The sequence below is a fragment of the Vibrio sp. QJM3NY_39 genome, assembly GCF_057785895.1.
On sequence record NZ_CM173506.1, the window covers coordinates 52673 to 77342 of the forward strand.

Below are 24670 nucleotides of genomic sequence, written 5' to 3' on the forward strand. Positions count from 1 at the left end.
GGAATATTGAATTTATATCATGATGCTGTGAGAATTAATAATGTCTCACATCTTATCGATGCTTTCATGACCATCTAGGGGCAATTATGGATAAGTATCAAATTCTTGTGCTTGATTTCTGTTAGGATTATGGTTTTAGTGTGTCAAGTGAGCGACTGTGGACTTCTCAGCCAAATTGCGCCTCTATTGGGCGAATAAAACCATAAATTACAGCGTACTAATTCTCATCACTCTACTCGGTGTTGTGGTTCCTGCTTGGTATTATGGACAAAACACACTCATCACACCTTTGATCTTAGGTGTTATTGCTGCGGCTCTTGCCGAAAGTGATGACAGCTTTACAGGGCGTTTGAAAGCACTCACGCTAACCTTTATCTGTTTTGCCGTTGCAGCCTTCTCTATTGAGATTCTGTTCGATACACCGTGGCTGTTCGCGATAGGGCTTTTCGTTTCAACCTTCTCTTTTATTATACTCGGTGCAATAGGCCCTAAATACGCCAGTATCGCGTTTGGTTCACTGCTTGTTGCTATCTATACCATGCTCGGCGCCCATGAGAGCACCAACCTTTGGTTTCAACCGCTTCTACTTTTAACCGGCGCCGCTTGGTACTACTTCATGTCGATGATTTGGCAGATTGTCTGGCCGATGCAGCCCGTACAGCAAAACCTAGCCACGGTGTTCGACCAAATCGGCAATTACATCGGATCAAAAGCGGAACTCTTCTACCCTGTATCTGACCTTATTCCTCAGCCACATCGCATTATTGAAGCTAAGTTAAACGCCAGTACCGTTAATGCACTCAACATGTGTAAAGCAACACTGCTTAACCGATCTAAGCGCGGGCACATTGATGGTCCGAGTGACCGATTCCTAAATACCTATTTCATCGCACAAGACATTCATGAGCGCGTGAGCTCTACCCACTACCGCTATCAAGAGCTGGCAAAGCACTTTGAACGCTCTGATGTGTTGTTTCGATTCAAGTATCTACTCGAAGCCCAAGCCACAGCCTGTAAAGAAGTGGCGAGCTCATTGAAAGTCGGAGCTGAATACCAACATGGCGATAAATCTGTATTAGCACTTGATGAGTTAATGTCTTCGCTTAACCATCTTAACCAACAGAACAAGCCCGAGTGGAAATCACTGCTCAACCAATTAGATTACTTATTCAATAACCTCGCTACCGTCGAGAAGCAGCTCTCGAATATCAGTAACCCGGATGCGGAAAAGTTGGAAGAAGATGTATTGGACGATACCAACCCTCATACTTTGACGGCAATGTGGCACAAGATCAAAGCCAACCTGAATACCGACTCGATGCTGTTTCGTCATGCGATTCGTATGGCAATCACATTGACGCTCGGCTACGGGATCATTCAAGGTTTTGACATAGAGCGTGGCTATTGGATCTTGTTAACGACACTGTTTGTATGCCAGCCAAACTATAGTGCAACACGACAAAAGCTGACGGCTCGTGTCATTGGCACCGTTGCAGGCTTGTTGATTGGAGTACCACTACTGACCTTCTTCCCGTCTCAAGAGAGCCAGTTAGTTTTCATTGTGATCAGTGGCGTGATGTTCTTTGCATTCAGAATCAATAACTACGGGTTCGCGACCGGCTTTATCACGCTGCTTGTACTCTTCTGCTTTAACCAATTAGGGGAAGGCTACGCGGTGGTATTGCCAAGACTAGCGGATACCTTTATCGGTTGTGCCCTCGCCGTACTTGCTGTCATTTACGTGTTGCCTGATTGGCAATCAAAGCGATTGCACAAAGTCATGGCAGATGCGCTCGATTCCAATAAGAACTATCTCGCTCAGATCATTGGCCAGTATCGTGTAGGTAAAAAAGACACCCTTAATTACCGTATTGCGCGCCGCAGTGCACACAATAACGATGCCAACCTGACTGCGGCCATCAGTAGCATGTTGGTTGAACCAGGTAAGTATCGTACCTCTGAAGATGAGAGTTTCCGATTCCTAACCCTTAATCATGCTCTACTCAGTTATATCTCTGCTTTAGGTGCTCACAGAACACGTATCGATGATGAAGCAACACATAAACTAGTGTTAGATGCACATAGAGTAATCCACGAACATCTCGACGCTCTAAATGATCAGCTCTACTCCCACCAAGAACAGTGTGAAGTGAAAAACGCTTACGACCCTGAACTGGATAAACGTCTGAGTGAGTGGCGAGAAGAAGACGAGAGTTCTGTCAGAATGGTTCTACAACAGCTGCATTTGATCTATCGAATGCTTCCAGAATTGCATACCTTAGCGACCAAGTTTGCGGTTAAGGTAAAGATAGATAAGCCGTTTGAAACAGAAGCTTCTTGAACAACAAACAAAATACTGTAAAAACAAAAAGATACCGCCAATCGCTCACCTTTTGATCATTGAGTGTATTTATACATTGCTCTATCCATACCCCAAACTGGGTAGAGCAATTGCTTACCTACCCTTTCATTACAAGGGATGCGGGGATTTTTACATTGTAGGAATTCTCTGACTTTGATTGACCCAACCATAACTTTGCCTAACATTTCTCGGACAAAAAACGACCACAGAAATTTATAGTTGTCTTAGTTTTAGGAAACTTCAAACTTCATTTAATATTCACTTAATCTTGTTTGATTTCCTGAATCAGTAGGCTATGCTCTATAGAGCATATGGATTTGAACAAAGGTCACATTATGAATACACAGCAATTTGAAGTATTTAAGCAGCAAATACAGCTTCTTAGCCCACAGCAATTGAAAGCACTTCAAGGTGAAATCGACGGCAACCTTGAAACAGACCAGCCTTCTCTGCTTACTGATGAAGAGTTAAACGCACTAAATGACCTGTTTAATTAATAGACAGACGTCACTATTTTAGCTTAAGTTCACCGTTTCACCGTAAATTTCACCTGTTCACCATTGCGCTCAAAATATCGTCCGCCTAGACTCATTCAATACGTCAATAAAAGGTTCTGCTATGTCGATATCTGGTATTCAATCTGGTTACGCCATTATTCAGCAGTCAACCAACATGGCTGAAGAAGCCGCAATCGAGCTCAACCAAGCCTCCAAACACTCTCTAGAATCCGATGACGCTTTCCAGACCAGCGATTTCAGCTTTAACCAAATAGAACCTGAACAATCCATTTCGTTTAAAGAAAAAGAACCGGAACCATCTTCATCCTCAACGGATGCACTCATCAAACTGACTCAAAGCGCAAGTTATAACCGCGTTGGTGCGAGTGTGATTGATCGTCAAAACGAAGCCATCGGCAGCCTTCTCGATATCCATATCTAGTTCAATCTCATAGTGAGCATTTTTTGACGAAGTTGTCTTGCTTAGGCGAACAAATTGCTGTTAAACCCATACAAACTGTAACTCATTATATCAGGCGCTTGTTTCTGGTTTATTACTCGGTAGAATCAGCGCAAACCAATTTTGCTGCACAAACTTTACTTCATACTATTTATGCCAAAACTAAATCTGCATCGCCGTGACTATGTTTCTATTTTAGGAGGCGACATCTCCGCAGACGCATTAGAAAAAAAGCTTCAGCCTCATTTTGAAAAGCCAGTAAATAAGCTGACTCCTAGCCCCTATCTGACAGAAAAAAATCTAGCACGTCGCTGGACAGCTCTCGACAATTCAGATTCTCAACAAGAGCTTCTCGACCCTCACACACAAAGTCAGATCCAAGCTTATGAGAAAAACATTGAGCACTTTATTGGCACCGTTAAAGTCCCTGTGGGAATATCTGGCCCTTTAAGAGTCAATGGCCTATTTGCTACGGGCGATTACCTCGTACCACTCGCAACCACAGAAGCTGCGCTTGTTGCGTCTTACAATCGCGGTTCCAAGTTGATTACAGCTTGTGGTGGTGCAAGTGCTATGTTGCTCAATGAAGGTGTAACACGTACTCCTGGTTTCGCATTCCAAGGATTAGTTGAAGCCGGACAGTTTGTGGCTTGGGCTGTGACCCAATATGACCAGTTCAAGATCTTGGCAGAATCAACAACATCACACGGCAAGCTAACCGACATCAATATCAACATCGAAGGTAACCATGTTTACTTGGTGTTTGAATTTCTAACTGGTGATGCTTCTGGTCAAAACATGGTGACCATCGCCACCAATGCAGTTTTTGAGTACATCATAGAAAATACGCCAGTTAAGCCCGATCATGCTTTCCTAGATGGCAACTTGTCAGGCGATAAAAAAGCCAATACTCAAACCTTGCGCAGCGTTCGTGGTAAAAAGGTCACAGCCGAGGTTAATATCTCTGCCGAGCTTGTCGCTAAGTACCTCCACACCACACCAGAGAAAATGGTGCAGTTCGGACAAATGACCACAGTCGGTGGTACTTTGAGCGGTACGATTGGTATTAATGCTCATTATGCAAATGCACTTGCTGCGCTCTACATTGCTTGCGGACAAGACGCAGCCTGCGTCGCTGAATCAGCGATTGGTATGACTCGCATGGAACTCAATAAAGAAGGTGGTTTATACGCGAGCGTAACACTACCTAACTTAATGCTAGGAACTGTTGGCGGTGGGACCGGCTTGCCAAGTCAAAAAGCATGTTTGGACTTGCTTGGGCTTCATGGCAACGGTAAATCACAAGCACTCGCTGAAGTTTGTGCTGCACTGTGTTTGGCGGGTGAACTGTCGATTGTCGGTGCGTTTTGTGCTGGCCACTTTTCACGAGCGCACCATAAACTAGCTCGTTAATAACCTTTGTCAGATTGGCTTGTTGTTTTGTGTGTTGCGCCAAATATCAAGCCATTCTCAATGTATGAGTCATAAATGGATTACTTACACTTATCTAGAGTGAGCCTTAAGCACCTCACTGCGCTTCATATTATGCTGAACACCCACAGCGTTACTCAAACCTCAGAACAACTTTGTGTAAGCCCTTCGAGTGTGAGCAAAACCTTGTCTCAACTGCGTGACATTCTTAATGACGAACTGTTCTATCGAGATGGCACCAAGCTGATCCCGACGCCATTTTCCTTGCAGGTAGCTCCGACTGTTCACGCGATTCTTTCAAGCATGAACGGACTGCTTCATCAGAAGAGTTTTACCCCTCAAGAATACCAAGGCAGCTTTTCACTTTCGATGCGCGAAAGTACCTTTGAAGTATTCGCATCAAAGCTCAGCAAAATTACCACTGAACTCGCACCAAAAGCCAAACTCAACATCTATTCAAAGCAACAGCTTGGTTTTGATGCTTTGCTCAGCGGTAAGATCAACTTGATCTTATTGCCCCATGATATTTCCCAGCCACCGACCGATAATAAGGAGCTGGTTTGGGAAACGATTCTTCCAGACGAAATGGTTTGTTTGATGGGCGCAGACCACCCTCTTGCTCAGCAAGAGCTGACGATTGAAGGCTACTTAGATTACAAGCACATTGGGATTTTAGATAACGAACTGTCTCAGCCTTACTTTGAGCAAAACTTAGTTCAATGCCACCAGCCAAGAGAGATGGCAATATCGGTCGCGGACTTCGGTGCAGCGGCTGTACTGTGTCACCACACGCCTTTCCTGTTCACTTGCTCTAAACAGTGGGCTGAACATGCTAAACAAGCTCAGGGTTTAGTGAGCAAACCCTTGCCTTTTGATTACGGTAAGGTGGCGTATAGCTTGGTGTGGAACAAGCCCAACATGAATGATCAAGCGATTAAATGGTTGTGTGACCTGTTTTTAGAGGCTTAATATTTTTAGAAGCTTAATATCTTTAGAAACTTAACGTTCTTAGAAGCCTGATTAACCGCCTAAGAAACTTAAAAACTAAATATAAACTTCAGGGGTTTGCATTGGCCTTTTAACGATCGTGCAGAGCTTATCGTGAAAGCTCTGCATCTGTTGTTCGGTGCATTTAGGCCAATCTAACGCTTCACCAATCACACCATGATGTTGAAACGCATTCAGTCGAATTCGAACATCATTTGGTAGCGTCTTCAAGTAACGCCCCACTTGTTCAACTTCATCTTCAAGATCGCTTTTATTCGGAATATGCAGCAACCTAACTTCATGCAGCTTTCCTTTGCCTGCAAGATAATTGATGGTTTCAAACACCCGATGATTTCCTCTGCCCACTAACCATTGATGTGTTTCCGATTGCCATGATTTTAGGTCAATCATCGCGCCATCAAGATAAGGCAACACCTTGTCCCAACCTTGCAGTGACAGCGAACCATTACTATCAATAAAGCACGTAAGGTGCGCTAGCTGCGGATCACTTTTAATCGCTTGAAATAGCTCAATGATAAACGGCAACTGCATGGTCGCCTCGCCACCTGAAATAGTGATTCCGCTTAAGAAAAATTGGTTATGCCTGACGAGTTCAAGCACCTCTGAGACCGTCATCGTGGTAATTTTCGGGCTCGACTTATGATCGCAGACATCAATGCACTGATCGCAGTTGGTGCAAACTTCTGGGTCCCACTTAACTTTGCCATCAATCATGCTTAAAGCATTGCTTGGACAGCCACTAACGCAGTCTCCACAATGGTTACAGTGATTGATTGTATGAGGGTTATGGCAAGTAATGCAGTCAAAATTGCAGCCCTGAAGAAACAGCACCAAGCGGTTTCCCGGGCCGTCAACACAAGAAAAGGTCAGCACACGGCTGACCTTCGCTTGTTTTTCTGTCTTATTATTTTTAACCCTAGCCATTTGAGTTGTTAGATCAGAAATTTTCATAATTCACATTGTTCGTATTCGAAACGAAACGCAACACACACATAACACACGCACGTTAAAGCTATTCGTATGTCGGCGACATCTCTAAGCTCGCTACACGTGGTTTACGCTCTAATATGCCCGTATTTTTAGCGGCTTCAGCACCAAGAAAAGTAGTATTGGTGCGTGAACCTTGCTCGTCATATTTAGCAATATCAGACAGCTTAATCATGTAACCCGTCACACGAACCAAATCGTTTGATGCAACGTTAGCCGTGAACTCACGGTAACCCGCCTGAATCGCGCCTTTACACAGGTTAAACATCGCTTCAGGATTTGATTTCACTGTTTCGTCGATGGTTAGAATGTCACTGATACCCGAGGTGTAGAACTTATGGTGACCCGCGGTAGCACGAACGTAAGAGACTGGATCTGGTTCGGTGCCATAAGGAATGCGGACACCCGGAGTTACATCTTCATCTAGGCTAATACCGCCTTGAGCATGCAGCAGAGCTTTACCTTCCAGCCCATATTTCACTTCAGAGCTTTCGACGATATCAGCCAGCTTTTCAGAGATACGGTGACCGAGTTGATTCGCCTGTTCATCGTGACCATAGCGCCCTGCTTGGCCCTCTTTCTCCAGCAAGATGTTGACGGCTTCCGCCATGCCATAAATACCAAACATTGGCGCAAAGCGGTCTTCTTCGATAAGGCCTTCTTTGGTCAGGAAGCCTTCAAAGAAGTTAGACTCTTCATGCAAGAAGCGGCTACGTGCGTTCATCAGTTCGATCATGATGTTGCTGTAGTTAGGCAACACTTGCTGCAAGAAATCTACGCTGTCCTCAGATTTTAGAGCCACTTGCTTGAGGTTCATACGCACCAAGGTGTTTGAACCACCCGCTAAAGGCAAAGAGTTATAGCAGCTCACAATACCAAAACGCTTGTCGCCGTAAGCCTCGGCATGCGCTGGATAGTTTGCGATATGTGGTTTACTGCACTCACAGATATTGCTTGCCGCATGACGAAGTAGATCATCAGGTGTCACAGCAGGGTCATACATAAAGGTTAGGTTTGGTGCGATCTGCTTCAGTTCAGCATCTACGCGCAAAATCGTACGACACACAATGTTGTCGGTCGGGCCGATATTCACATGCATAAAGGCATCTGGCAGTGTGCGGTCCAGCATAATCCAGAACAGCTTAAGCTTTTGATATACCTGCTCATCCGTCAAGTCGCCAACAAATGGCATCAACACATCATCCAACTGACCTAGGTATACAGGAATTGATGTCACAGACGGAACATGGTGGTAAAGGATGGTCAGCATGTTCAATGCTTCATCGAAATTAGTGGCCGCGCTAAGCTCTAAATACTTTGAGCCTTGATGTAAGTATTTAGAATAGTCTGGAAGTACATAGCGCGGCTTAAATGGTGCATGCCCTTCAAACATGTCACATAGCACACCTTGTTGTAGGGCTTGCTCTACTTCGTTGCTTACCAGCATATACGGCAAGCTTGCTTCAGCTTCTAAGGCAAGATAACTCGACTTCTGCTTTGGAGACAGGTGGGCATCTGAAATGATATTGCTAAAGCGTTGTTGTTGCTCTGAAAGTTGTGGAGAAGCAGATTGGTGGCTCATGATGAAACCCTTAATATTATTATGGGCTTATTTTATATCTCACTGTTACATTTCCACTAATGAAATGTATGCAAGACTATATTTCCAAAATGGAAATGATTGATTTGTTAATTGCCTGAAATTTGCTTATCCATTAACGAAATGGGAAGAAAGAAGCCAGTGTTGGCGTTGGTAGTGATAGTGATAGTGATAGTGAAGATCTTGAAAGCACTCACTGGCTCGCCTGTTTGAAATACAAACGACTAAAAATAGAAAACCCACATAACTGACCTTAAGATCGTTGATGTGGGTTTCGTTATTTTAGATGAGCATTACCGAGGCTAGCTCTAGGCATACACACGATTACAGATAAGGAAGCACTTGTTTACGTCCAACACCCATCAATACCTTTAACTCTCCTTGTGGAGTGTTGATCGAGAACGGCGTTGACACTTCAACCACTGCAAAGCCAGCTGCACTCAATACATTCTCTGAGCGCTGTTGGCTTACACCGTAGTCTTCGCTGTCGTTCTCTAAGTACCAATCCCAGTGTACAAACGTGCCGTCGTTTTCAAGCAGCGTGTAAATCAGACTGACTGTGTCTTGTAGGTTCGGGATAAAACCACACACCGAAGAAGCTACCACTAGGTCAAACTGGTTTCTGAATGCTGGATGCTGCGCTGCAAGCCCGCGCGATAAAAGATCAACAACAGGTTCAACGTTGGGTAACTCTTTCTTATCTAACTCTTCAATCATCCCTTCAGAGATATCAAGTGCGATGATCTCTTTTGCTAAAGGAGATATTTTCTGGCTGAGTAGTCCTGTACCACAACCAAAATCAAGGACACGGGTTCCGTTTAAATCAACGAGCGGTGTTAACTGGTCAAATACGGACTGTGCGAATACTGCGGTCGCGGGATCTTTATCCCAATCAACGGCGTACTCGTCCCATTGTTTTGCCATCATGGCCTCCATCTTTACTTCTTGTAGGTTCGGAACTTCCCCAGAATAAACCAAATTAGTCAATTCGTCATAGAGTTATCATGCAAAGATGGACTATTTCTAAGATAGTCAGCACAATATTCAGATAATATGCACCGACCCCCGCTCAATATGGAAATGAAATGAACCTTTCTCAAGTCCAAGCCTTTTGTTCCGTTGCTGATTTAGGATCCGTTTCTGAAGCTGCACGCCAGCTAGAATGCAATCGAACCAAACTCAGCATGTCGATTAAAGCCTTGGAAAAAGAGTTAGATGTCGAGCTGTTCGTGCGCAGCGGAAACCACGTTGAACTTTCTGAAGCGGGCAAAGCCATTTACAAAGATTGCGAAGGCTTGTTGGTGACAGCAGCGCGTATTAAACAGACCTGCTTGCATGTTTCAGGTGAATTTAACGCGGAAATTTGGATTGCACGAGATGACTCCCTACCCGATGGAATGTGGCAGGATTTATCTCACGCCTTAAATAACAAGTACCCTTCTACCTCATTCAACTTCGTTCTCGCGTCGAGCGGCGACTTAGCTAACTTGGTTGAAACTCAGCAAGTCGACTTCGCATTTGGCGTCGATTACGAACGTGTCGATGACCCAAGAATTATCTACAATCCACTTGGTAAGATTCGAATGATGTCTGTGTGTAAGAAAGGACATGATCTAAGTGCGATGCGACGAGTGTCGGATGAAGTATTGAGAAATTCGATGCAAGCGACCATGGTTTATCTCAATGAGAAGGATAATCCTGAGCTTGAGCCCTTCTCTCGCCGTTATATTGGTTTCTCTAGCTTTGACTTCATGTTGGATACAATTTTGCGTGAAGAGGCGTGGGGCGTAATGCCAGAACCATTGATTCGCCATTTATTGCGTGAACAAGAGCTAGCAGTGATCAAACACACGTACGGCTTAACACAAGAAGACTATTGTATGTTTACCGCAGCTGGGATGGCTGAACACCCAGGTATGAATTGGTTAGCGGATCAGATCAGCGATTACTTGTTTGATTTTTAAAGTGTCATATAATGTTCTATCTCGACACTTTAAATCATCTAACAGATAGAGAGCCCTCTCTTTAAAAGACCATCACGTGATCAACTAAATAGCGTCCGTCTTCTTCAACCAACACCATTTCAGCCACAAACTCGCCTTTCGCAATGGTATACGCTTGCTTCCACACAAAGGCGATAGAATCTGAGCGTCTAAATAGTGCGACCTGCTTTCGTTCAGCAAAAAAGCCATTGCTGTGTTGATAATGGTGACATACCTTTTCTAAATATTCCGGCGTAACAATGTCTTTCATCCTTTGGGTAAAGTCTCGACAGTGCTGAGCATGATCAACCTTAGTTGAACCGTCCATCAAGTTATCCATGATCGGGTTAGCAATCACCCACAATTCGTTATCACTGATATCGTCAAACTTCATATTGATCCATTCCTTGCCCATTTCAATCCGTTCAGTCTCAGCCTCAGCCTCAGCCTCAGCAGAGTCTAGGAAATCAATGAGACCCTAGCGACTAATGTGTTTTATTAATCATAAACGATCCTATTTCAGTTGCACACCATCCCCAAGAAACACTCAACGTCAATTTTACTGACACCGAAAGTTATCAATAAGTGATTGAATAATAACAACTTGAGTATAAAACGAGTTACTGACATATAAACATCATCAGATAAAGTTTGTAAAGTTAGCTCAATATCAGAACAATGAAGTTATCAAAAACATCTGGAAAATTTTATGTGTGACAGGAAAAGCCAAAACGAAAATCGAGTACTATTGTTCTCAGCCCTTTTAGCATCAGGCTTCGCAGTTGGCGGATTGGTGTTGGGTCTTCTCGTTGGCTCTCTGGTCATAGTATTTGATGGTGTTTATTCTCTTATCAGCTTACTGCTAACTTTATTGTCACTAGCTGCATCGAAATACATTAACCGTCCTTCAGATACCGAGTTCCCGTTTGGTCGAGCTATCATTGAGCCAATTGTGATTGCGATTAAAGCAATTGTGATTCTGCTAGTGGTTAGCTATTCACTTTACTCTGCGATTGGTGCGTTGATGACGGGTGGTCGTGAAGTTGATGCTTCTATCGCGACTCTGTTTGGTATTTTCAACGTACTGGGTTGTGGTTACGCTTGGTGGTACATCGCTAACAAGAGCAAGCGTATTTCTTCAGGTCTGATTCAGGCAGAGTCTAAGCAGTGGCAGATGGATACGCTACTGAGTGTGGCAGTAACGGCTGGTTTCGTAGCAGCTTGGTTAATTACCTTTTCTCCACTTGCAGAATACGCAGTGTATGCCGACCCAATGATGATGTTGCTGATGTCTTTCTACTTCATCAAAGTGCCTTTCGACATGTTACGTGAAGCAATGCGCGAACTGCTTATGATGTCGGCAAACAAAGATATTTGTGACGCGGTAGATAAGAACGTTGTCGCGGTAGACAAAGAAGCGGATCAAGATTTGGAGCTGATGGGTGTGACTAAGGTTGGCCCAGAACTAAGAATTAACGTTGATATTCATACCAACGACCAACAAGCCATTGCGGTCGATGATATTGAACGAACGCGCCGACAGCTTAAGCGACGCCTATCTAAGATGCCTTATGAGCTTCAATTGAATCTCAATGTTGCGAGTTAAGTTTTCCATAGCAAACGAGAACACACCTCACCTAAGTAAATAAACTCAAATTAAGAGTGAGATTGAACCTTTTTAGAAGCCGACGCCTTTAACGTCGGCTTTTCTCTTGTTACCCACCAGCAAGCGAGTGAACCAACGGTTACCATACAAACGCCCTGCCAAAATGTCATGGTCAACGACAAGCCTAAAATCAACGAAGATAGTACGGTTGCGAAGATTGGCGTAAAGTAAGACATGGTTGCAAGAAACACCATATTCCCCCCCAGAATCGCCGTGTTCCAAAGCGCATAGCCTGCGCCCATACAAGCGCCAGCTAACGCTAAGTCAATCGCCGCACTCGTTGTCATCACCATGCCTGTTTCATCACTCAACGCGTATTTAATCCACAGAGTGATCGCCGTAGCGATAAAGAAAAGCACAATCGCATTCTGTCCTTTAGCAACGCGCTGTGTGTAGTTGCAGTAAACAGCCCAAATAATCGCACCAAAAAACGCCATAGAATAGGTTTTAGGGTTAGTCGCAATGTTGGCAGCAATTTGATCAACAGATAGACCTTGATCACCACTGATGCTCCAAGCCACCCCAAAAAATGCCAAGAAGATACTTGGATAAACCAACCAGTTAATCTTCTTATCGCTCAGTAGCACCGCAAATAACACCGTCAGTGCCGGCCATAGATAGTTGATTACTGCCATCTCTATGGCTTGATGTCGGCTGTTCGCCATTCCCAAAGCCAGAGCCAGGAAAATCTCATAACAAACGAACAAGGCGCCGCCAATCAGCAAGTAAGATTTAGAAAAGCGTGACAGTTTTGGTAAACCCATAACACAGACCAACAAAAGCGCACTTACCGTATAAAGACTGGCTGCACCACCAATTGGACCTAGCTGTTCTGAGACACTACGAGACAGAGCAATCAAACAGCTCCATAATAAAATGGCGATAATACCGTAGCAGCTATAACGATGAGATTTCAGCACGCCTTTTCCTTCTCTCTATTGTAATTGGGTAATCAAAATGAGCTTAAAGCAAAGATAAGCTTAAACACCACTATCGATAAGTTGCAGTAAGTAAAAATAAGTAGCCGAGCACATAACTGTACTCGGCTATCAATCATTCACTCAAAAATCTAAAAGCAGTTAGCAATTAGCAATTAGCAATTAGCAATTATGCCAACAAAAGTGCTTGCAGGTCAGCCAGAGACTTAACCTGATAATGAGGGTTAATTCCTGCTGGCGTCGCTTTCTCTTGGCTGTTCAACCAACAGGTCTCAATACCAAAATCCAAGCCACCTAAAATATCAGAGTGTGGGTTATCCCCGACCATCAATATTCTTTGTTTCGATGGCAATCCAATCAGCTTATGTGCATGTTCAAAAATTTCCGCGTCTGGTTTAGCAACACCGACTTCCTCAGAAATGATCACATGGTCAAAGTAGTCTGTCATTCCGGTACGCTCTAAACGGATAGACTGAAGCTCTGTAAAACCGTTAGTAATGATGCCCATATTCACTTTGCCTTTTAAAGACTCCATCAACTCTTGTGCACCCGGTAACAAAGAACAGATATCCGCCATTGCCGTTAAAAATGCACTGTTTAAAGCAGCGGTTGTTGTTTCAAGTTTTTCAGCCCAGCTTTCGAAGCGCGTATGTTTCAGTTGATCTGCAGTAATGCGGCCATCTTGGTAATCGACCCAAAGTGGTAAATTAACCTTTTGATAAGCCGAATAATCTTGCTCGCTGAAATCCACACCAAAGCGAGAAAACATCAGCTTCATTCCTTGATAAGCATCAAAATGGAACAAGGTTTCATCTGCATCAAAGAATATCCAATCGTACTTCATTTTATTTCCTATTATTCGCGCTGTTGAGCAGTGCATGCACTGTTTTTGTCGTTGTTTTTATCGTTGCCTCAAAGGGCGGAGCATCACTTTACCCTCAATTTTGTGAGCCTGTATATAAATCTAATAATTTATAGAAAACAAGTCACAAGTCATGATGTATCGCAAATTTTGCCACATATTAAACCAATACCATACAAGAAATACACTTAGGTACCGGGAGGTACTATGAAGCACTTTTTACCGTCGTCTGTCATGCTCACCCCTTTTCTTGTCAAATACTATGACGAGGAGCCAGAAGACACGCTTGATTCTGAAGAGTCACAAGAACCTCAAATTGAATGCAGTGATAACTCAGATAAAAAGTCAACACAAGCCTAACTAGAGCAGCTTTCAATGAAAAACCTTACTTTTCATTGTTATAGAGCACCATTCTGCTCTTGGTTAAGTCAATTTATCACTATCCATTACTGACAAAGAACACAGCCAAAAACCATGAAAACGATTGCTATATGAGCCCTATCACAACGACTAGCCACAAAGTGGTAGTTCGGAATCAAAGTTGTTCCAGATCAATGGTCGACCACTTGAATGCCGACAACATGTAGGAAATTAAAAATCATAATTAACGGAGTTTTCCAATGTCTACTGCATTTTACATCCCTACAATCAACTTCATGGGTACTGGCTGTTTGAAAGATGCTGCTGATAGCATCCAATCTCAAGGATTCAAAAAAGGTCTGATCGTTACGGATAAGATCCTGAATCAAATTGGCGTAGTTAAGCAGGTACAAGATCTTCTTAGCCAGCGTGGCGTAGACGCAGTTATATTCGACGGTACTCAACCAAACCCAACCATCACTAACGTGAACGATGGCCTTGAATTGCTGACTGACAACAATTGTGATTTTGTTGTTTCTCTAGGTGGCGGTTCTCCACATGACTGTGCAAAAGGTATCGCTCTGGTTGCTTCTAACGGCGGCAAGATTGCTGATTACGAAGGCGTAGACCAGTCTGAAAAGCCAATGATGCCACTGATTGCTATTAACACCACGGCTGGCACTGCATCTGAAATGACACGCTTCTGCATCATTACTGATGAAGCTCGCCACATCAAGATGGCTATTGTTGATAAGCACACAACACCACTAATCTCAGTAAACGACCCTGAGTTGATGCTTGCTAAACCTGCATCACTAACGGCTGCAACAGGCATGGACGCGTTGACGCACGCAATCGAAGCTTACGTTTCTATCGCAGCAACGCCAATTACAGACGCTGTAGCAATTAAAGCAATCGAGCTTGTGCAAGCACACCTAAGAACCGCGGTAGCGCACGGCGAAGACATTGAAGCTCGTGAACAAATGGCTTACGCACAATTCATGGCGGGTATGGCTTTCAACAATGCTTCACTGGGCTATGTTCACGCAATGGCGCACCAACTGGGCGGTTTCTACGACCTTCCACACGGTGTATGTAACGCTATCTTGCTTCCACACGTTCAACGCTACAACGCACAAGTTTGTCCTGAGCGTCTACGTGATGTGGCAAAAGCAATGGGTGTAAATGTTGAAGGCATGACTGCAGAACAAGGCGCAGAAGCAGCAATCAACGCGATTGTTCAACTTGCAAACGACGTGAACATCCCAACAGGTATCGCTCAACTTGGTGCGAAGCTAGAAGATATCCCAACTCTGTCTGACAACGCACTAAAAGATGCTTGTGGTTTCACTAACCCTAAACAAGCAACACACGAAGAGATCTCAGCAATCTTCGAAGCGGCAATGTAATCTAGATACAAGTCACTTCTTATAGCTAACACAAACGGGCTCACCTTCTGAGCCCGCTTTCTTATTTCTGTACGATGCCTTTCAAATCTTTTCCTTTTCCACTAGCCACTAATCACTAATCACTAATCACTAATCACGAAAAAGTCGCATTGTTGCAATCGCTTAGTTATAGTTAAACTATTGATATATAGAATGACAAACAGGTTCCATTGAGTCGTAAGATAGCTAGCACCTCATTATTAGCATCACTTCTTGCATACTCCGCTCAAGCAGAGGAGCAAAATGAGTGCCACAGTCAGCCGTTAGAAGACGTCCCTGTCGAAAAAGCTTACCATTTCCTAAACAGTAAATTTTGCCAACCTGCTCTGTGGTTTGACAGCTTTTTTGTTGATGACCGCATTACCGAAGATGCCAGAGCTGGCACGTCCGTCCGTTGGTATAACGATTTTATTTACTCGGTAGGTGGCGATGTCGACTACTCAACAAAACTCAAGGCGCGTCTGCATCTTCCCTTTGTGAGTAAACGCCTAAAGTTGATCTACGAGTCTGTCAGCGATGAAGAGTTCTTGGATTTTTTTCCGAATGATTCAGATGAATTGGAAAGTGCGTTAGGCCTGCGCTACGACGCCTATGCCAAGGGATATAGTAGCTTCAATATTAAGGCAACATTACGACCACGCATTGAAGCTCGCTATCGTTTTACCTACCCTCTCACAACCGATGTGGTATTCAGACTTACCCAGCGGGTATATCAAGAAAAACAAGAAACTGGCGAGATCACTGACGTCGATTTTGATCTTTCTTTAAGTGATGATTTCTTGGCTCGATGGTCAAGCTTTGCGGGGTATAACGACGATCTCAAAGGTTGGAACTATGGTACGGGATTAACCTTGTATCACTACCTTGCCCAAGACCAAGCACTTCAATATAGCGCTACAATTAATGCAACGGATGAGCCTCATAATCATTACGAATACGCTCAGGTTTCGGTTACTTACCGACAAAACGTATGGAAAGAGTGGCTGTTCTACGAACTCATTCCTCGTTATCAATGGGAACGAGAACCCCATGAGAAACATACCGAAGAAGCCAACATCACCCTTCGGCTTGAAGTCCTGTTCAATAATGTGTAGCTCTATAATGTTTAGTTCAACAACGTATAGTTCAACAGTCTCTAGCTCAACAACGCCTAGTTAGTGTTTGATATATAAGCATCGAGAGATAAGAACAGAGGCACAAAAAAAGCACATCATACGATGTGCTTTTTCAGTTCGATCAAGGCTTAAACTGTAATCTTAACCTTTGTAATTTCTTACTCGCGCCGCTTCTGCTTCACGTTTATCGACAACTGTCTTACCGATTGGCGCTAGGGAGATAACCGCGAGCTTAAGATGTTGAATCGCGAACGGAATACCAATGATGGTAATGAAACACGCCACAGCTGACATGATGTGGCCGATTGCTAGCCAGATACCCGCAAATAAGAACCAAATCACGTTACCAATCACGCCTAGCGGGCTCGTACCTATGTCCATTTCATTGGTCAGCTCATCACGAGATATGGCTTCCTGACCAAATGGGAAGAATGAAAAGTTACCCATAACAAAACACGCTCTACCCCATGGAATACCAACGATGGTAAGGAATGCGAGCAGTCCGAAGAACCACCAAGCTAGTCCCATAAATACGCCACCGAACAGAAACCAAATGATGTTTCCTATTGTTTTCATTCTGTATTCTCCAAATCTTGTAATACTGTTTATTTCATATGCCGAGTAAGGCAATACTTGTTCTAATAGGTTCATTATTGTTGAACCTTTATGAACCGTTTATGAATCACTTACATTTTATGTGATTGATACACGCCACGAAACGCCAAATCCACATAGGGCTCATCGATTTTATTTGATACCATGCTCTTAGATTTTTAGTACCACAAAGCTAAACAGCTACAACAACTAATTGAAGGCCGAATTTATGAACAACACTGAGCAACCTAAAAAGAAAATGAAAAACTGGGTGCCAATCGTCTTCTTCGGACTTCTCAGCACAGTCCCAGTGTTCATGTTCTTAGTCGACGTGTACATCAACCAGTATATGTAACAGAGCCGGACATCCTAGCTGTATAAATGGATATAAGAACCCTTTCCTGTATCCATTTCAGTTCCAATTAGATCAGTTTTTCTTCAGTCAGCTCTTCGTTAATCAACTCAGCTCTTCGTTAATCAACTCAGCTCTTCGTTAATCAAATCAGCTCTTCGCTAATAAAATCTAGAATGTCGATCAGCTCATGATCTGGCAAATTTAGTAGGTTATCCCCTACATACCATTCAATCTTACATTGGTTTGGCAACTCACTGATCGCTGGGTTTCCTATCCAAATCTTGTGTTTCTTCGCTATGTTATCTCTCACAATAATGCCGTCTTCATAGCTCACAGGCAAATATAGATGAAGCATGTTGACCTGCGGTTGCTGCGGATTAACAGTGAACAGAGGATAGTCCAATAAGATTTGGTAGATCTGTTTTGTTCGCTCAAACAGCGATGGCATCAACTCTAATCGCTCATCAAACTGCATTGCAGCTGAAACCACATAAGGCGTTCGGTGATAAACGTTACCGCCCTGACGCTTCATCCACGCAGATGCTCTCGCCACAAAGGCTTTATCACCCAGTAACAGTGAACCACCGAGGCCGTTCAGCCCCTTATAAAGCGAAACATAGGCACTATCAAAACCCTTAGCAATTTCGCTGTATGGTTTTTGGTAATACGCGCCGCATTCCCACAAACGCGCACCATCCATATGAAGGTGAATTGATTGTTCTTTGCAATACTGCTTGATCGCTTCAAGCTCATCCCATTCTGGTAATTGGCCGCCGATTTCACGCATGGGTAATTCATATAGAGCGGCTGCAATCTCATCAGGCCACGCCTTTAAGTCATCAACATTCCAAGTGCGAAATACGTTGCCGAGTGGAAGTACATTGAAGCGGTTTTGGAGCTGATACCCTTGGCGTTCATGACGCATAATATGACTCGATTCATGCATCGCCACTATTGGGTTTCTCTTCTCTTGGCACGCAATTTCTAATGCTGTTGGTTGATTCATAGTGCCGGTAATCACAAATACAGCCGCTTCATAACCTAGCAGTTCCGCGACTTTGTTTTCGAAGCTCTCGATAAAATCGCCATCACCATAGGTGTCGTGCGCCACATCATGTGTTTCGCACCATTCAGCCATTTGCGCGAAGGTTTGGGCTGGTGTTGGATCGAAGTGACCAGAAAGCAGCAAATTACATTGTTGACGCAAGTCCGTGCTCATACCTTTTCCTTTATTCATTGTCGTTCTATGTAGGGTGATTGAATTATTTACGTTAGCCTTTAACGGTGACATAAAGTGCACCTATTCGCTTTTATTATTAGCGAATAATTAGTTTTACTTAGTCATCGGCGGCTTGTACCGGAAATACTCAAATTGATGGTTGTTTTATATAATTAAGTCCCTAAAAACACACGCATCTAAATAGATAAGTATGGGCTAATTCGTTGTTGTTCAACCATTCTTCTATTATTGTATATCTATAATTCCAATAAATATTATTCGTTAATGGACAAAGAGGGCTATATGTCGAAAAATCGAGTCTTGGTGCTATTCGCCCACCCTTCTCAGCATCGCTCTGAAGCTAATAAACCCTTATTTGAGCAAGCCAAACGCATTAACGGGGTTACCTGTGTCGACCTCTATGCTGAGTACCCAACCTTCAAGATCAATATCGACCGTGAACAGAAACGCCTGTTGGATCATGACATTATCATTTTTCAGTTCCCACTATATTGGTACTCAACACCCGCGATTCTTAAAGAATGGCAAGACCTTGTTCTCGAATATGGTTTTGCCTACGGTACCGACGGTAATGAACTGCAAGGTAAAAGCTTGTTATGCAGTATCACCGCTGGCGGCAAAAAAGATGCTTATCAGACTGACGGTTATAACCACTTCACCATACGTGAACTGCTTCACCCAATCGAACAAACGGCATCTTTGTGCGGTATGAACTACTTGGCTCCATTGGCTTTATTTGGTTCACGTACTGCGTTGGAAGAAGGCCGAATTCAAGATCACGTAAATAGCTATAAAGTGCTTTTAGAAGCTTTTGTTACGGGCGAAGTCGACCTTAAAAAAGCAAGTAAGGCTGAAAAGCTAAACCACTACGTTGATGAACTGATGAGCAGAGGTTAGATCATGACAGGATATTTTCTACAAGCATTTATCTATTTGCTTGCCGCAGTCATCGCGGTCCCTATCGCCAAAAGGCTTGGCCTCGGCTCTGTGCTTGGTTACCTGATTGCCGGTGTTGTGATTGGTCCAATTATTGGATTAGTTGGCGAAGAGACCACGACCATTCAACACTTTGCCGAATTCGGTGTGGTGATGATGCTGTTCTTAGTCGGGCTTGAACTTGAGCCTAAGATGCTTTGGGCAATGAGAAACCGTCTTATGGGACTTGGTGGTTTGCAAGTTGGCGGCACTACCGCGATTGTTATGGGTATTGCTCTGTTCTTTGGGCAGCCTTGGACGATAGCACTCACCATCGGTTTGATCTTTGCACTGTCATCAACCGCGATTGTTCTACAAACATTCAATGAAAAAGGATTGTCCAAAACCGAAGGGGGCAAGAACGCTTTCTCTGTTCTGCTTTTCCAAGATATTGCCGTCATCCCTATGTTGGCGTTCATTCCTCTATTAGCGTTGCCAGAATTAATTGAAGCCGCACAAAGCGCGGTCGCTTCAGCTTCTGATCACCATGAAGAGCTAAGTCTCGTTGCGGGCCTACCCGGTTGGGCTTATGGCCTTGTGATCACGGCATCTATTGCGATTGTTGTTGTCGGCGGGCACTTCTTGAGTCGTCCACTGTTCCGCTTTGTTGCAAGCTCAGGTCTGCGTGAAATCTTTACTGCAACCGCACTGATGTTGGTGATTGGTATTGCAGCACTAATGAGCCTAGTCGGCTTATCACCGGCTTTGGGTACCTTCCTTGCGGGTGTGGTATTGGCGAACAGTGAATTCCGCCACGAACTTGAGTCTAATATCGACCCGTTTAAAGGGCTGCTACTTGGCTTGTTCTTCATTACTGTAGGTGCGGGCATCAACTTTGATGTTCTATTCAACGACTTTGGTTTGATCATTGGCCTCACCCTTGGCGTTATGCTGCTCAAAGCCTTGGTGCTATTTACGTTGGCGTTAATCTTCAAAATCAAAAACAGTGACCGTTGGCTGTTTACATTGAGCTTAGCGCAAGCCGGTGAATTCGGTTTTGTCCTACTGAGCTTCTCATCCCAAAACCATGTACTGCCAGCCGATATTGTTCAAACACTGTCGCTGGTTGTTGCACTTTCAATGTTCCTAACGCCAGGATTATTCATTCTATTTGATAAAGTGATACTTCCTCGTTATGAGCAAAAGTCTAACGATCGCGAAGAAGATACCATCGAAGAGAAAGGTACGGTGATCATTGCTGGTATTGGCCGACTCGGTCAGATTGTTAACCGCTTATTGGTATCTAATGACGTCAATACTGTGGTTTTGGATCATCAAGCTAATCAAGTCGACTTACTACGTTCAATCAACATCAAATCTTACTTTGGTGATGCGACTCGTCATGACTTATTACATACCGCTGGTATCGAAGAAGCCGCAATGTTGGTTGTGGCTATCGACAACCAAGACTCAAGCGTTGAATTGGTCAAATACGTTAAACACAACTACCCTAAAGTGAAAATCTTAGCGCGTGCATTCGACCGTGGTCATAGCTACCGTTTAAGAGAAGCAGGTGCAGACTTTGTGGAATCAGAGACCTACCATTCAGCTCTTGAAATGGGCGCAGAAGCCTTGCGTTCTTTGGGTCATCACCCATTCTTTGTTGAACAACAAAAATCGACGTATCAACGTGTTGAAAGCCGTAAGTCTGAAAAGCTCTACCAAGCTTGGTCTGAGGCAGAAGAGAACCCGCGCTACGACAACAACTACCGACAAATCTTCATTCACCTTGAAGAAGCAATGAAAGAAGATATGAAAAAAGACCGTTCAGACAAGCACTCTCGATCTGAGCGAGGTTGGACACCGCCACCGAAAGGCTATGCAGATGGCTTTGAGGAAGAAGAGTCCTAAGCAGAACTCTAAATAACGGCGCTAGGTAACCATACTAGGCAACCATCAAAAGCGGCTATTTAGGCCGCTTTTTCTTTCATTGACCCCCTACAAAACGTCAAATGAGCATGAGTCGCGGGTGCTAAAACTAGTAATCCAAAAGATTTATGTGATCTAGCTAAAATTTTTAATTTCTGACCACATGGCAAAAGTGAATTCACTTTTTACATTATTGAAACATTCCAACCTCGCATAAACCACACCATAAACATGGCTATATATGCACTCATTTAAGTCATTCAATCATCGCCCCAATTCATAGCGACCACCCTCCAAGGTTTGAGTTACATTGCATATATCTAAATACGCTGCACAAGCCCCAATCCAACCATTCACCACACAAATATGTAACGCGCTACATTCACAAATTCAACCCGTTAAAATTAACATAAACATTTCAAAACATGTCTATCGTTACAATTTGTAACGAATAGCGGTTATCGGTATAGTCCTGCAATTCAAAAAGTGAGACCTTTGCGCTCACCTTAAAGGAGATATAATAATGATTACTAATGATGCTGTAATAATGGGCATGTTAGCTGTTATTCTTGGCGGTGTTTTTATCACGGAAAGTAGCCAAAATAGCGCACTGAAAAAATTCTACTCGTTCGTTCCGGGTCTATTGCTCTGTTACTTTGTTCCTTCTCTACTGAACAGTTTAGGCATCATCGACGCATCAAACTCTAAGTTATACTTCGTTGCAAGTCGCTACCTCTTACCAAGCGCACTCGTTCTACTGATCATCTCAGCAGACCTCCGTAAAATCTTTGGCCTTGGTTCAAAAGCCGTCATCATGTTCCTAACTGGTACTGTCGGCATTATCATCGGTGGCCCGCTGGCTATCTTGATCATCGACCAAATCAACCCTGACCTTGTATCTGGTGATGTATGGCGTGGCCTAACAACGGTTGCAGGTTCTTGGATTGGTGGTGGTGCAAACCAAGCCGCAATGAAAGAAGTGTTTGAAGTAGACGACCAACTGTTCTCTGCGATGATTACTGTAGACGTAATCTGTGCCAACATTTGGATGGCAATATTACTTATCATGGCTGGCCGTCAGAAGAAGATTGATGCGTGGTTAAAAGCCGATACTTCATCTATCGAAGACCTAAAAGAAACCGTTTCTAAGTACCAAGAAGAAAACGCTCGCCCGACGACGACGACTGATCTCATGAAGATCACGGGAATCGCATTTGGTCTTACGGGCTTAGCACACTTTTTCAGTGACATGATCGCACCATGGATCTCAACTAACGCTCCTGAGCTAGCGCAATACAGCCTGACTTCTGGGTTCTTTTGGTTAATCGTAATGGTGACTACGTTTGCGCTGATCGCTTCATGTTTCAAATCAACGCGCAGCCTTGAGCACAGTGGTGCATCTAAAGTAGGCTCAGCATTCATCTACATCTTAGTTGCAACCATTGGTATGCAAATGGATATCACGGCTATTTTGGATAACCCTGGTTACTTCTTCATCGGTATCACTTGGTTAACTATTCACGCGATTATCATGATTGTGATGGCAAAACTAATCCGTGCACCATTGTTCTTCATGGCTGTAGGTAGCCAAGCTAACGTAGGCGGTGCTGCATCGGCTCCTATCGTAGCTGCTGCATTCCACCCAGCATTAGCTCCAGTAGGTATCCTAATGGCAGTATTGGGTTACGCACTGGGTACATACGGCGCTTACATCTGTGGCCTAATCATGCAGGCTGCAGCACTAGGTTAATAAGCCTCTTAAAACAAAGATGGCTAAAGCAACAACAAGAAAGGCTGAACAATGATCGTTCAGCCTTTTTCGTTTCTAAAACTGTATTTCAAATAACGGCTTAATCGAACAAAGACGCCAGCTTATTTTCCACAACTGGGCTGATATTAAAGCTCAACATAAAATCTGGACGCGTTTCTTCGTCTTTCTCAAGGTAATAATTCGCTTCAATGCCAAACTTCCAAGGACGCCCATTCAAAACCGTTGTTTTACTTACGCTTATATTTAACGGAATTTCCGCCTGATTATTATTCCAATCATACGAGAATGTCGGAGCAGAACCTATCGTCCAACCTCCACCTAATATCTCTACCCAAAATACTTGTGTCGATGTCTTATTGATTTGAGTATCAGAATCGTCAGCGCCATCTCCAGAAACACCGTATAAGTGATTTGGAAAAACACCTACAACTCGCTCGCTGCTTGCCTTACCGAACATAAACTCAGGCCCGACAGCAAATTGATCAGCCGTTAAGTCATTACTGCCCGTAGGCAAAGAAGCAAAGAGACCGAAAGCGACAATAGTACCGCCCTCCATTTTAGGCGCATAAGCTAAATCAAATGAGATGTCTGTAACGCCGGACTGATCCATACGCTGCGAGCTTGCTGGTGTATCCATATGGAAATCGTTCTGTACATAAGAGATAGCAGGGCGGAAGATGACTTTGTCGCCATTATCCATTGGAAACGGTAATGTCGGCTGTAATACGGTCGCGAAAGCATCCCCTCCACCATCGTAACCACCTGAATACTGAAGCTTTAAATTAAGGCTAGCGTAAGCTGTGTTTGGGTTTGCAAGTTCCTTTGCTGCCTGTTCTGCCGCTTGATCGCTTTCAGATTTCGAAATGTCGACCTTAGCGCTAGCAAAATTCGGCGTTAATAATAGTCCAGTTATTATCAGTGCAAGTGGTTTACAAGCCATGAGCCCTCTCTTCAATAGTAAAACAATAAGGTGTAACTGCTTATTGAGTATTTTAGAGATTACTGGACAGTAAAATGGCCATTAAGTGACAGAAGGGAATTAGCGAAGCCTAGATAAAGAAACAGACAAAGTATGGATACAAAAATGCCCCAAATCGCTTTGAGGCATTTTTAATGAATCAGGAAGCTCGGGAGTAGTTACTCCTTTAGC

22 protein-coding genes are annotated in these 24670 nt (G+C 43.7%); 13 read left to right on the forward strand and 9 right to left on the reverse strand.

Annotated elements, in window-relative coordinates:
• The first annotated feature begins 157 nt into the window (after window positions 1–157).
• From yccS to AC3CHU_RS16315, 5 genes are all read left to right on the forward strand, one after another.
• Window positions 158–2341 (forward strand): YccS family putative transporter, encoded by a 2184-nt coding sequence (yccS, locus tag AC3CHU_RS16295; protein WP_004730255.1) that lies wholly within the window; start codon window positions 158–160, stop codon window positions 2339–2341.
• Between the two features lie 332 nt (window positions 2342–2673).
• A complete protein-coding gene (locus AC3CHU_RS16300; RefSeq protein ID WP_004730253.1) occupies window positions 2674–2859 on the forward strand; it encodes a hypothetical protein in 186 nt (61 codons plus the stop codon).
• A gap of 121 nt (window positions 2860–2980) precedes the next feature.
• A complete protein-coding gene (locus tag AC3CHU_RS16305; RefSeq protein WP_004730251.1) occupies window positions 2981–3301 on the forward strand; it encodes a hypothetical protein in 321 nt (106 codons plus the stop codon).
• Between the two features lie 171 nt (window positions 3302–3472).
• Window positions 3473–4732 (forward strand): hydroxymethylglutaryl-CoA reductase, encoded by a 1260-nt coding sequence (locus tag AC3CHU_RS16310; protein ID WP_371705942.1) that lies wholly within the window; start codon window positions 3473–3475, stop codon window positions 4730–4732.
• A gap of 75 nt (window positions 4733–4807) precedes the next feature.
• Window positions 4808–5719, forward strand: a complete 912-nt coding sequence (locus AC3CHU_RS16315) for a LysR family transcriptional regulator (RefSeq protein WP_488525929.1) — start codon at window positions 4808–4810, stop codon at window positions 5717–5719.
• 75 nt (window positions 5720–5794) lie between these two features.
• Here the strand turns inward: AC3CHU_RS16315 and AC3CHU_RS16320 are convergent, their stop codons facing one another.
• The 3 genes from AC3CHU_RS16320 to AC3CHU_RS16330 form a co-directional block, all read right to left on the reverse strand.
• On the reverse strand, window positions 5795–6709 hold the full coding sequence (locus AC3CHU_RS16320) for a YjjW family glycine radical enzyme activase (RefSeq protein ID WP_488525930.1): 915 nt from the start codon (window positions 6707–6709) through the stop codon (window positions 5795–5797).
• A gap of 61 nt (window positions 6710–6770) precedes the next feature.
• Entirely contained in the window at window positions 6771–8327 is a 1557-nt protein-coding gene (locus AC3CHU_RS16325) for a YjjI family glycine radical enzyme (protein ID WP_488525931.1), read from the reverse strand.
• Window positions 8328–8669: 342 nt separating this feature from the next.
• Window positions 8670–9269 (reverse strand): class I SAM-dependent DNA methyltransferase, encoded by a 600-nt coding sequence (locus AC3CHU_RS16330; RefSeq protein ID WP_065205939.1) that lies wholly within the window; start codon window positions 9267–9269, stop codon window positions 8670–8672.
• A gap of 161 nt (window positions 9270–9430) precedes the next feature.
• Here AC3CHU_RS16330 and AC3CHU_RS16335 point away from each other — a divergent pair, with 161 nt between their 5' ends.
• Window positions 9431–10309 carry a LysR family transcriptional regulator gene (locus AC3CHU_RS16335; RefSeq protein WP_004730238.1) on the forward strand — a complete coding sequence of 293 codons (879 nt, stop codon included), beginning with the start codon at window positions 9431–9433 and terminating at the stop codon, window positions 10307–10309.
• A gap of 61 nt (window positions 10310–10370) precedes the next feature.
• Here AC3CHU_RS16335 and AC3CHU_RS16340 read toward each other — a convergent pair whose 3' ends face one another.
• The gene (locus AC3CHU_RS16340; protein WP_004730237.1) at window positions 10371–10721 is read right to left on the reverse strand and encodes a hypothetical protein; all 351 of its coding nucleotides are present in this window, start codon (window positions 10719–10721) and stop codon (window positions 10371–10373) included.
• A gap of 315 nt (window positions 10722–11036) precedes the next feature.
• Between AC3CHU_RS16340 and AC3CHU_RS16345 the strand changes: the two genes are divergently transcribed.
• Window positions 11037–11933 (forward strand): cation diffusion facilitator family transporter, encoded by an 897-nt coding sequence (locus AC3CHU_RS16345; protein ID WP_065205937.1) that lies wholly within the window; start codon window positions 11037–11039, stop codon window positions 11931–11933.
• Between the two features lie 50 nt (window positions 11934–11983).
• Here the strand turns inward: AC3CHU_RS16345 and yddG are convergent, their stop codons facing one another.
• Complete coding sequence (yddG, locus tag AC3CHU_RS16350; RefSeq protein ID WP_488525932.1) at window positions 11984–12913, reverse strand: aromatic amino acid DMT transporter YddG; 930 nt, start codon at window positions 12911–12913, stop codon at window positions 11984–11986.
• A 187-nt stretch (window positions 12914–13100) separates the two neighbouring features.
• Window positions 13101–13775 carry a pyrimidine 5'-nucleotidase gene (yjjG, locus tag AC3CHU_RS16355; protein ID WP_102449787.1) on the reverse strand — a complete coding sequence of 225 codons (675 nt, stop codon included), beginning with the start codon at window positions 13773–13775 and terminating at the stop codon, window positions 13101–13103.
• A gap of 638 nt (window positions 13776–14413) precedes the next feature.
• Here yjjG and yiaY point away from each other — a divergent pair.
• Together yiaY and AC3CHU_RS16365 are read left to right on the forward strand one after the other, a co-directional pair.
• Window positions 14414–15562: an L-threonine dehydrogenase gene (gene yiaY / locus AC3CHU_RS16360; RefSeq protein ID WP_004730228.1), complete on the forward strand. Its 1149-nt coding sequence runs from the start codon at window positions 14414–14416 to the stop codon at window positions 15560–15562.
• 209 nt (window positions 15563–15771) lie between these two features.
• A complete protein-coding gene (locus AC3CHU_RS16365) occupies window positions 15772–16695 on the forward strand; it encodes a hypothetical protein (RefSeq protein ID WP_488525933.1) in 924 nt (307 codons plus the stop codon).
• Window positions 16696–16857: 162 nt separating this feature from the next.
• Here the strand turns inward: AC3CHU_RS16365 and AC3CHU_RS16370 are convergent, their stop codons facing one another.
• Window positions 16858–17292: a YccF domain-containing protein gene (locus tag AC3CHU_RS16370; RefSeq protein WP_004730224.1), complete on the reverse strand. Its 435-nt coding sequence runs from the start codon at window positions 17290–17292 to the stop codon at window positions 16858–16860.
• Between the two features lie 247 nt (window positions 17293–17539).
• On the opposite strand from AC3CHU_RS16370, the gene AC3CHU_RS16375 reads away from it, so the two are divergent.
• Window positions 17540–17665, forward strand: coding sequence for a hypothetical protein (locus tag AC3CHU_RS16375; RefSeq protein WP_017060906.1), 126 nt, complete (start codon window positions 17540–17542; stop codon window positions 17663–17665).
• Window positions 17666–17807: 142 nt separating this feature from the next.
• Here AC3CHU_RS16375 and AC3CHU_RS16380 read toward each other — a convergent pair whose 3' ends face one another.
• Window positions 17808–18884, reverse strand: coding sequence for a threonine aldolase family protein (locus tag AC3CHU_RS16380; protein WP_488525934.1), 1077 nt, complete (start codon window positions 18882–18884; stop codon window positions 17808–17810).
• Between the two features lie 303 nt (window positions 18885–19187).
• On the opposite strand from AC3CHU_RS16380, the gene AC3CHU_RS16385 reads away from it, so the two are divergent.
• The 3 genes from AC3CHU_RS16385 to AC3CHU_RS16395 all read left to right on the forward strand — a co-directional run bounded on the left by AC3CHU_RS16385 (window position 19188) and on the right by AC3CHU_RS16395 (window position 23499).
• Window positions 19188–19802: an NAD(P)H-dependent oxidoreductase gene (locus AC3CHU_RS16385; RefSeq protein WP_054547052.1), complete on the forward strand. Its 615-nt coding sequence runs from the start codon at window positions 19188–19190 to the stop codon at window positions 19800–19802.
• Window positions 19803–19805: 3 nt separating this feature from the next.
• Window positions 19806–21731 carry a monovalent cation:proton antiporter-2 (CPA2) family protein gene (locus AC3CHU_RS16390; protein WP_488525935.1) on the forward strand — a complete coding sequence of 642 codons (1926 nt, stop codon included), beginning with the start codon at window positions 19806–19808 and terminating at the stop codon, window positions 21729–21731.
• 541 nt (window positions 21732–22272) lie between these two features.
• The gene (locus AC3CHU_RS16395) at window positions 22273–23499 is read left to right on the forward strand and encodes a DUF819 family protein (protein ID WP_171307935.1); all 1227 of its coding nucleotides are present in this window, start codon (window positions 22273–22275) and stop codon (window positions 23497–23499) included.
• A 100-nt stretch (window positions 23500–23599) separates the two neighbouring features.
• On the opposite strand, the gene AC3CHU_RS16400 is transcribed toward AC3CHU_RS16395, so the two are convergent.
• Complete coding sequence (locus AC3CHU_RS16400; protein ID WP_488525936.1) at window positions 23600–24460, reverse strand: transporter family protein; 861 nt, start codon at window positions 24458–24460, stop codon at window positions 23600–23602.
• Between the last annotated feature and the right edge of the window lie 210 nt (window positions 24461–24670).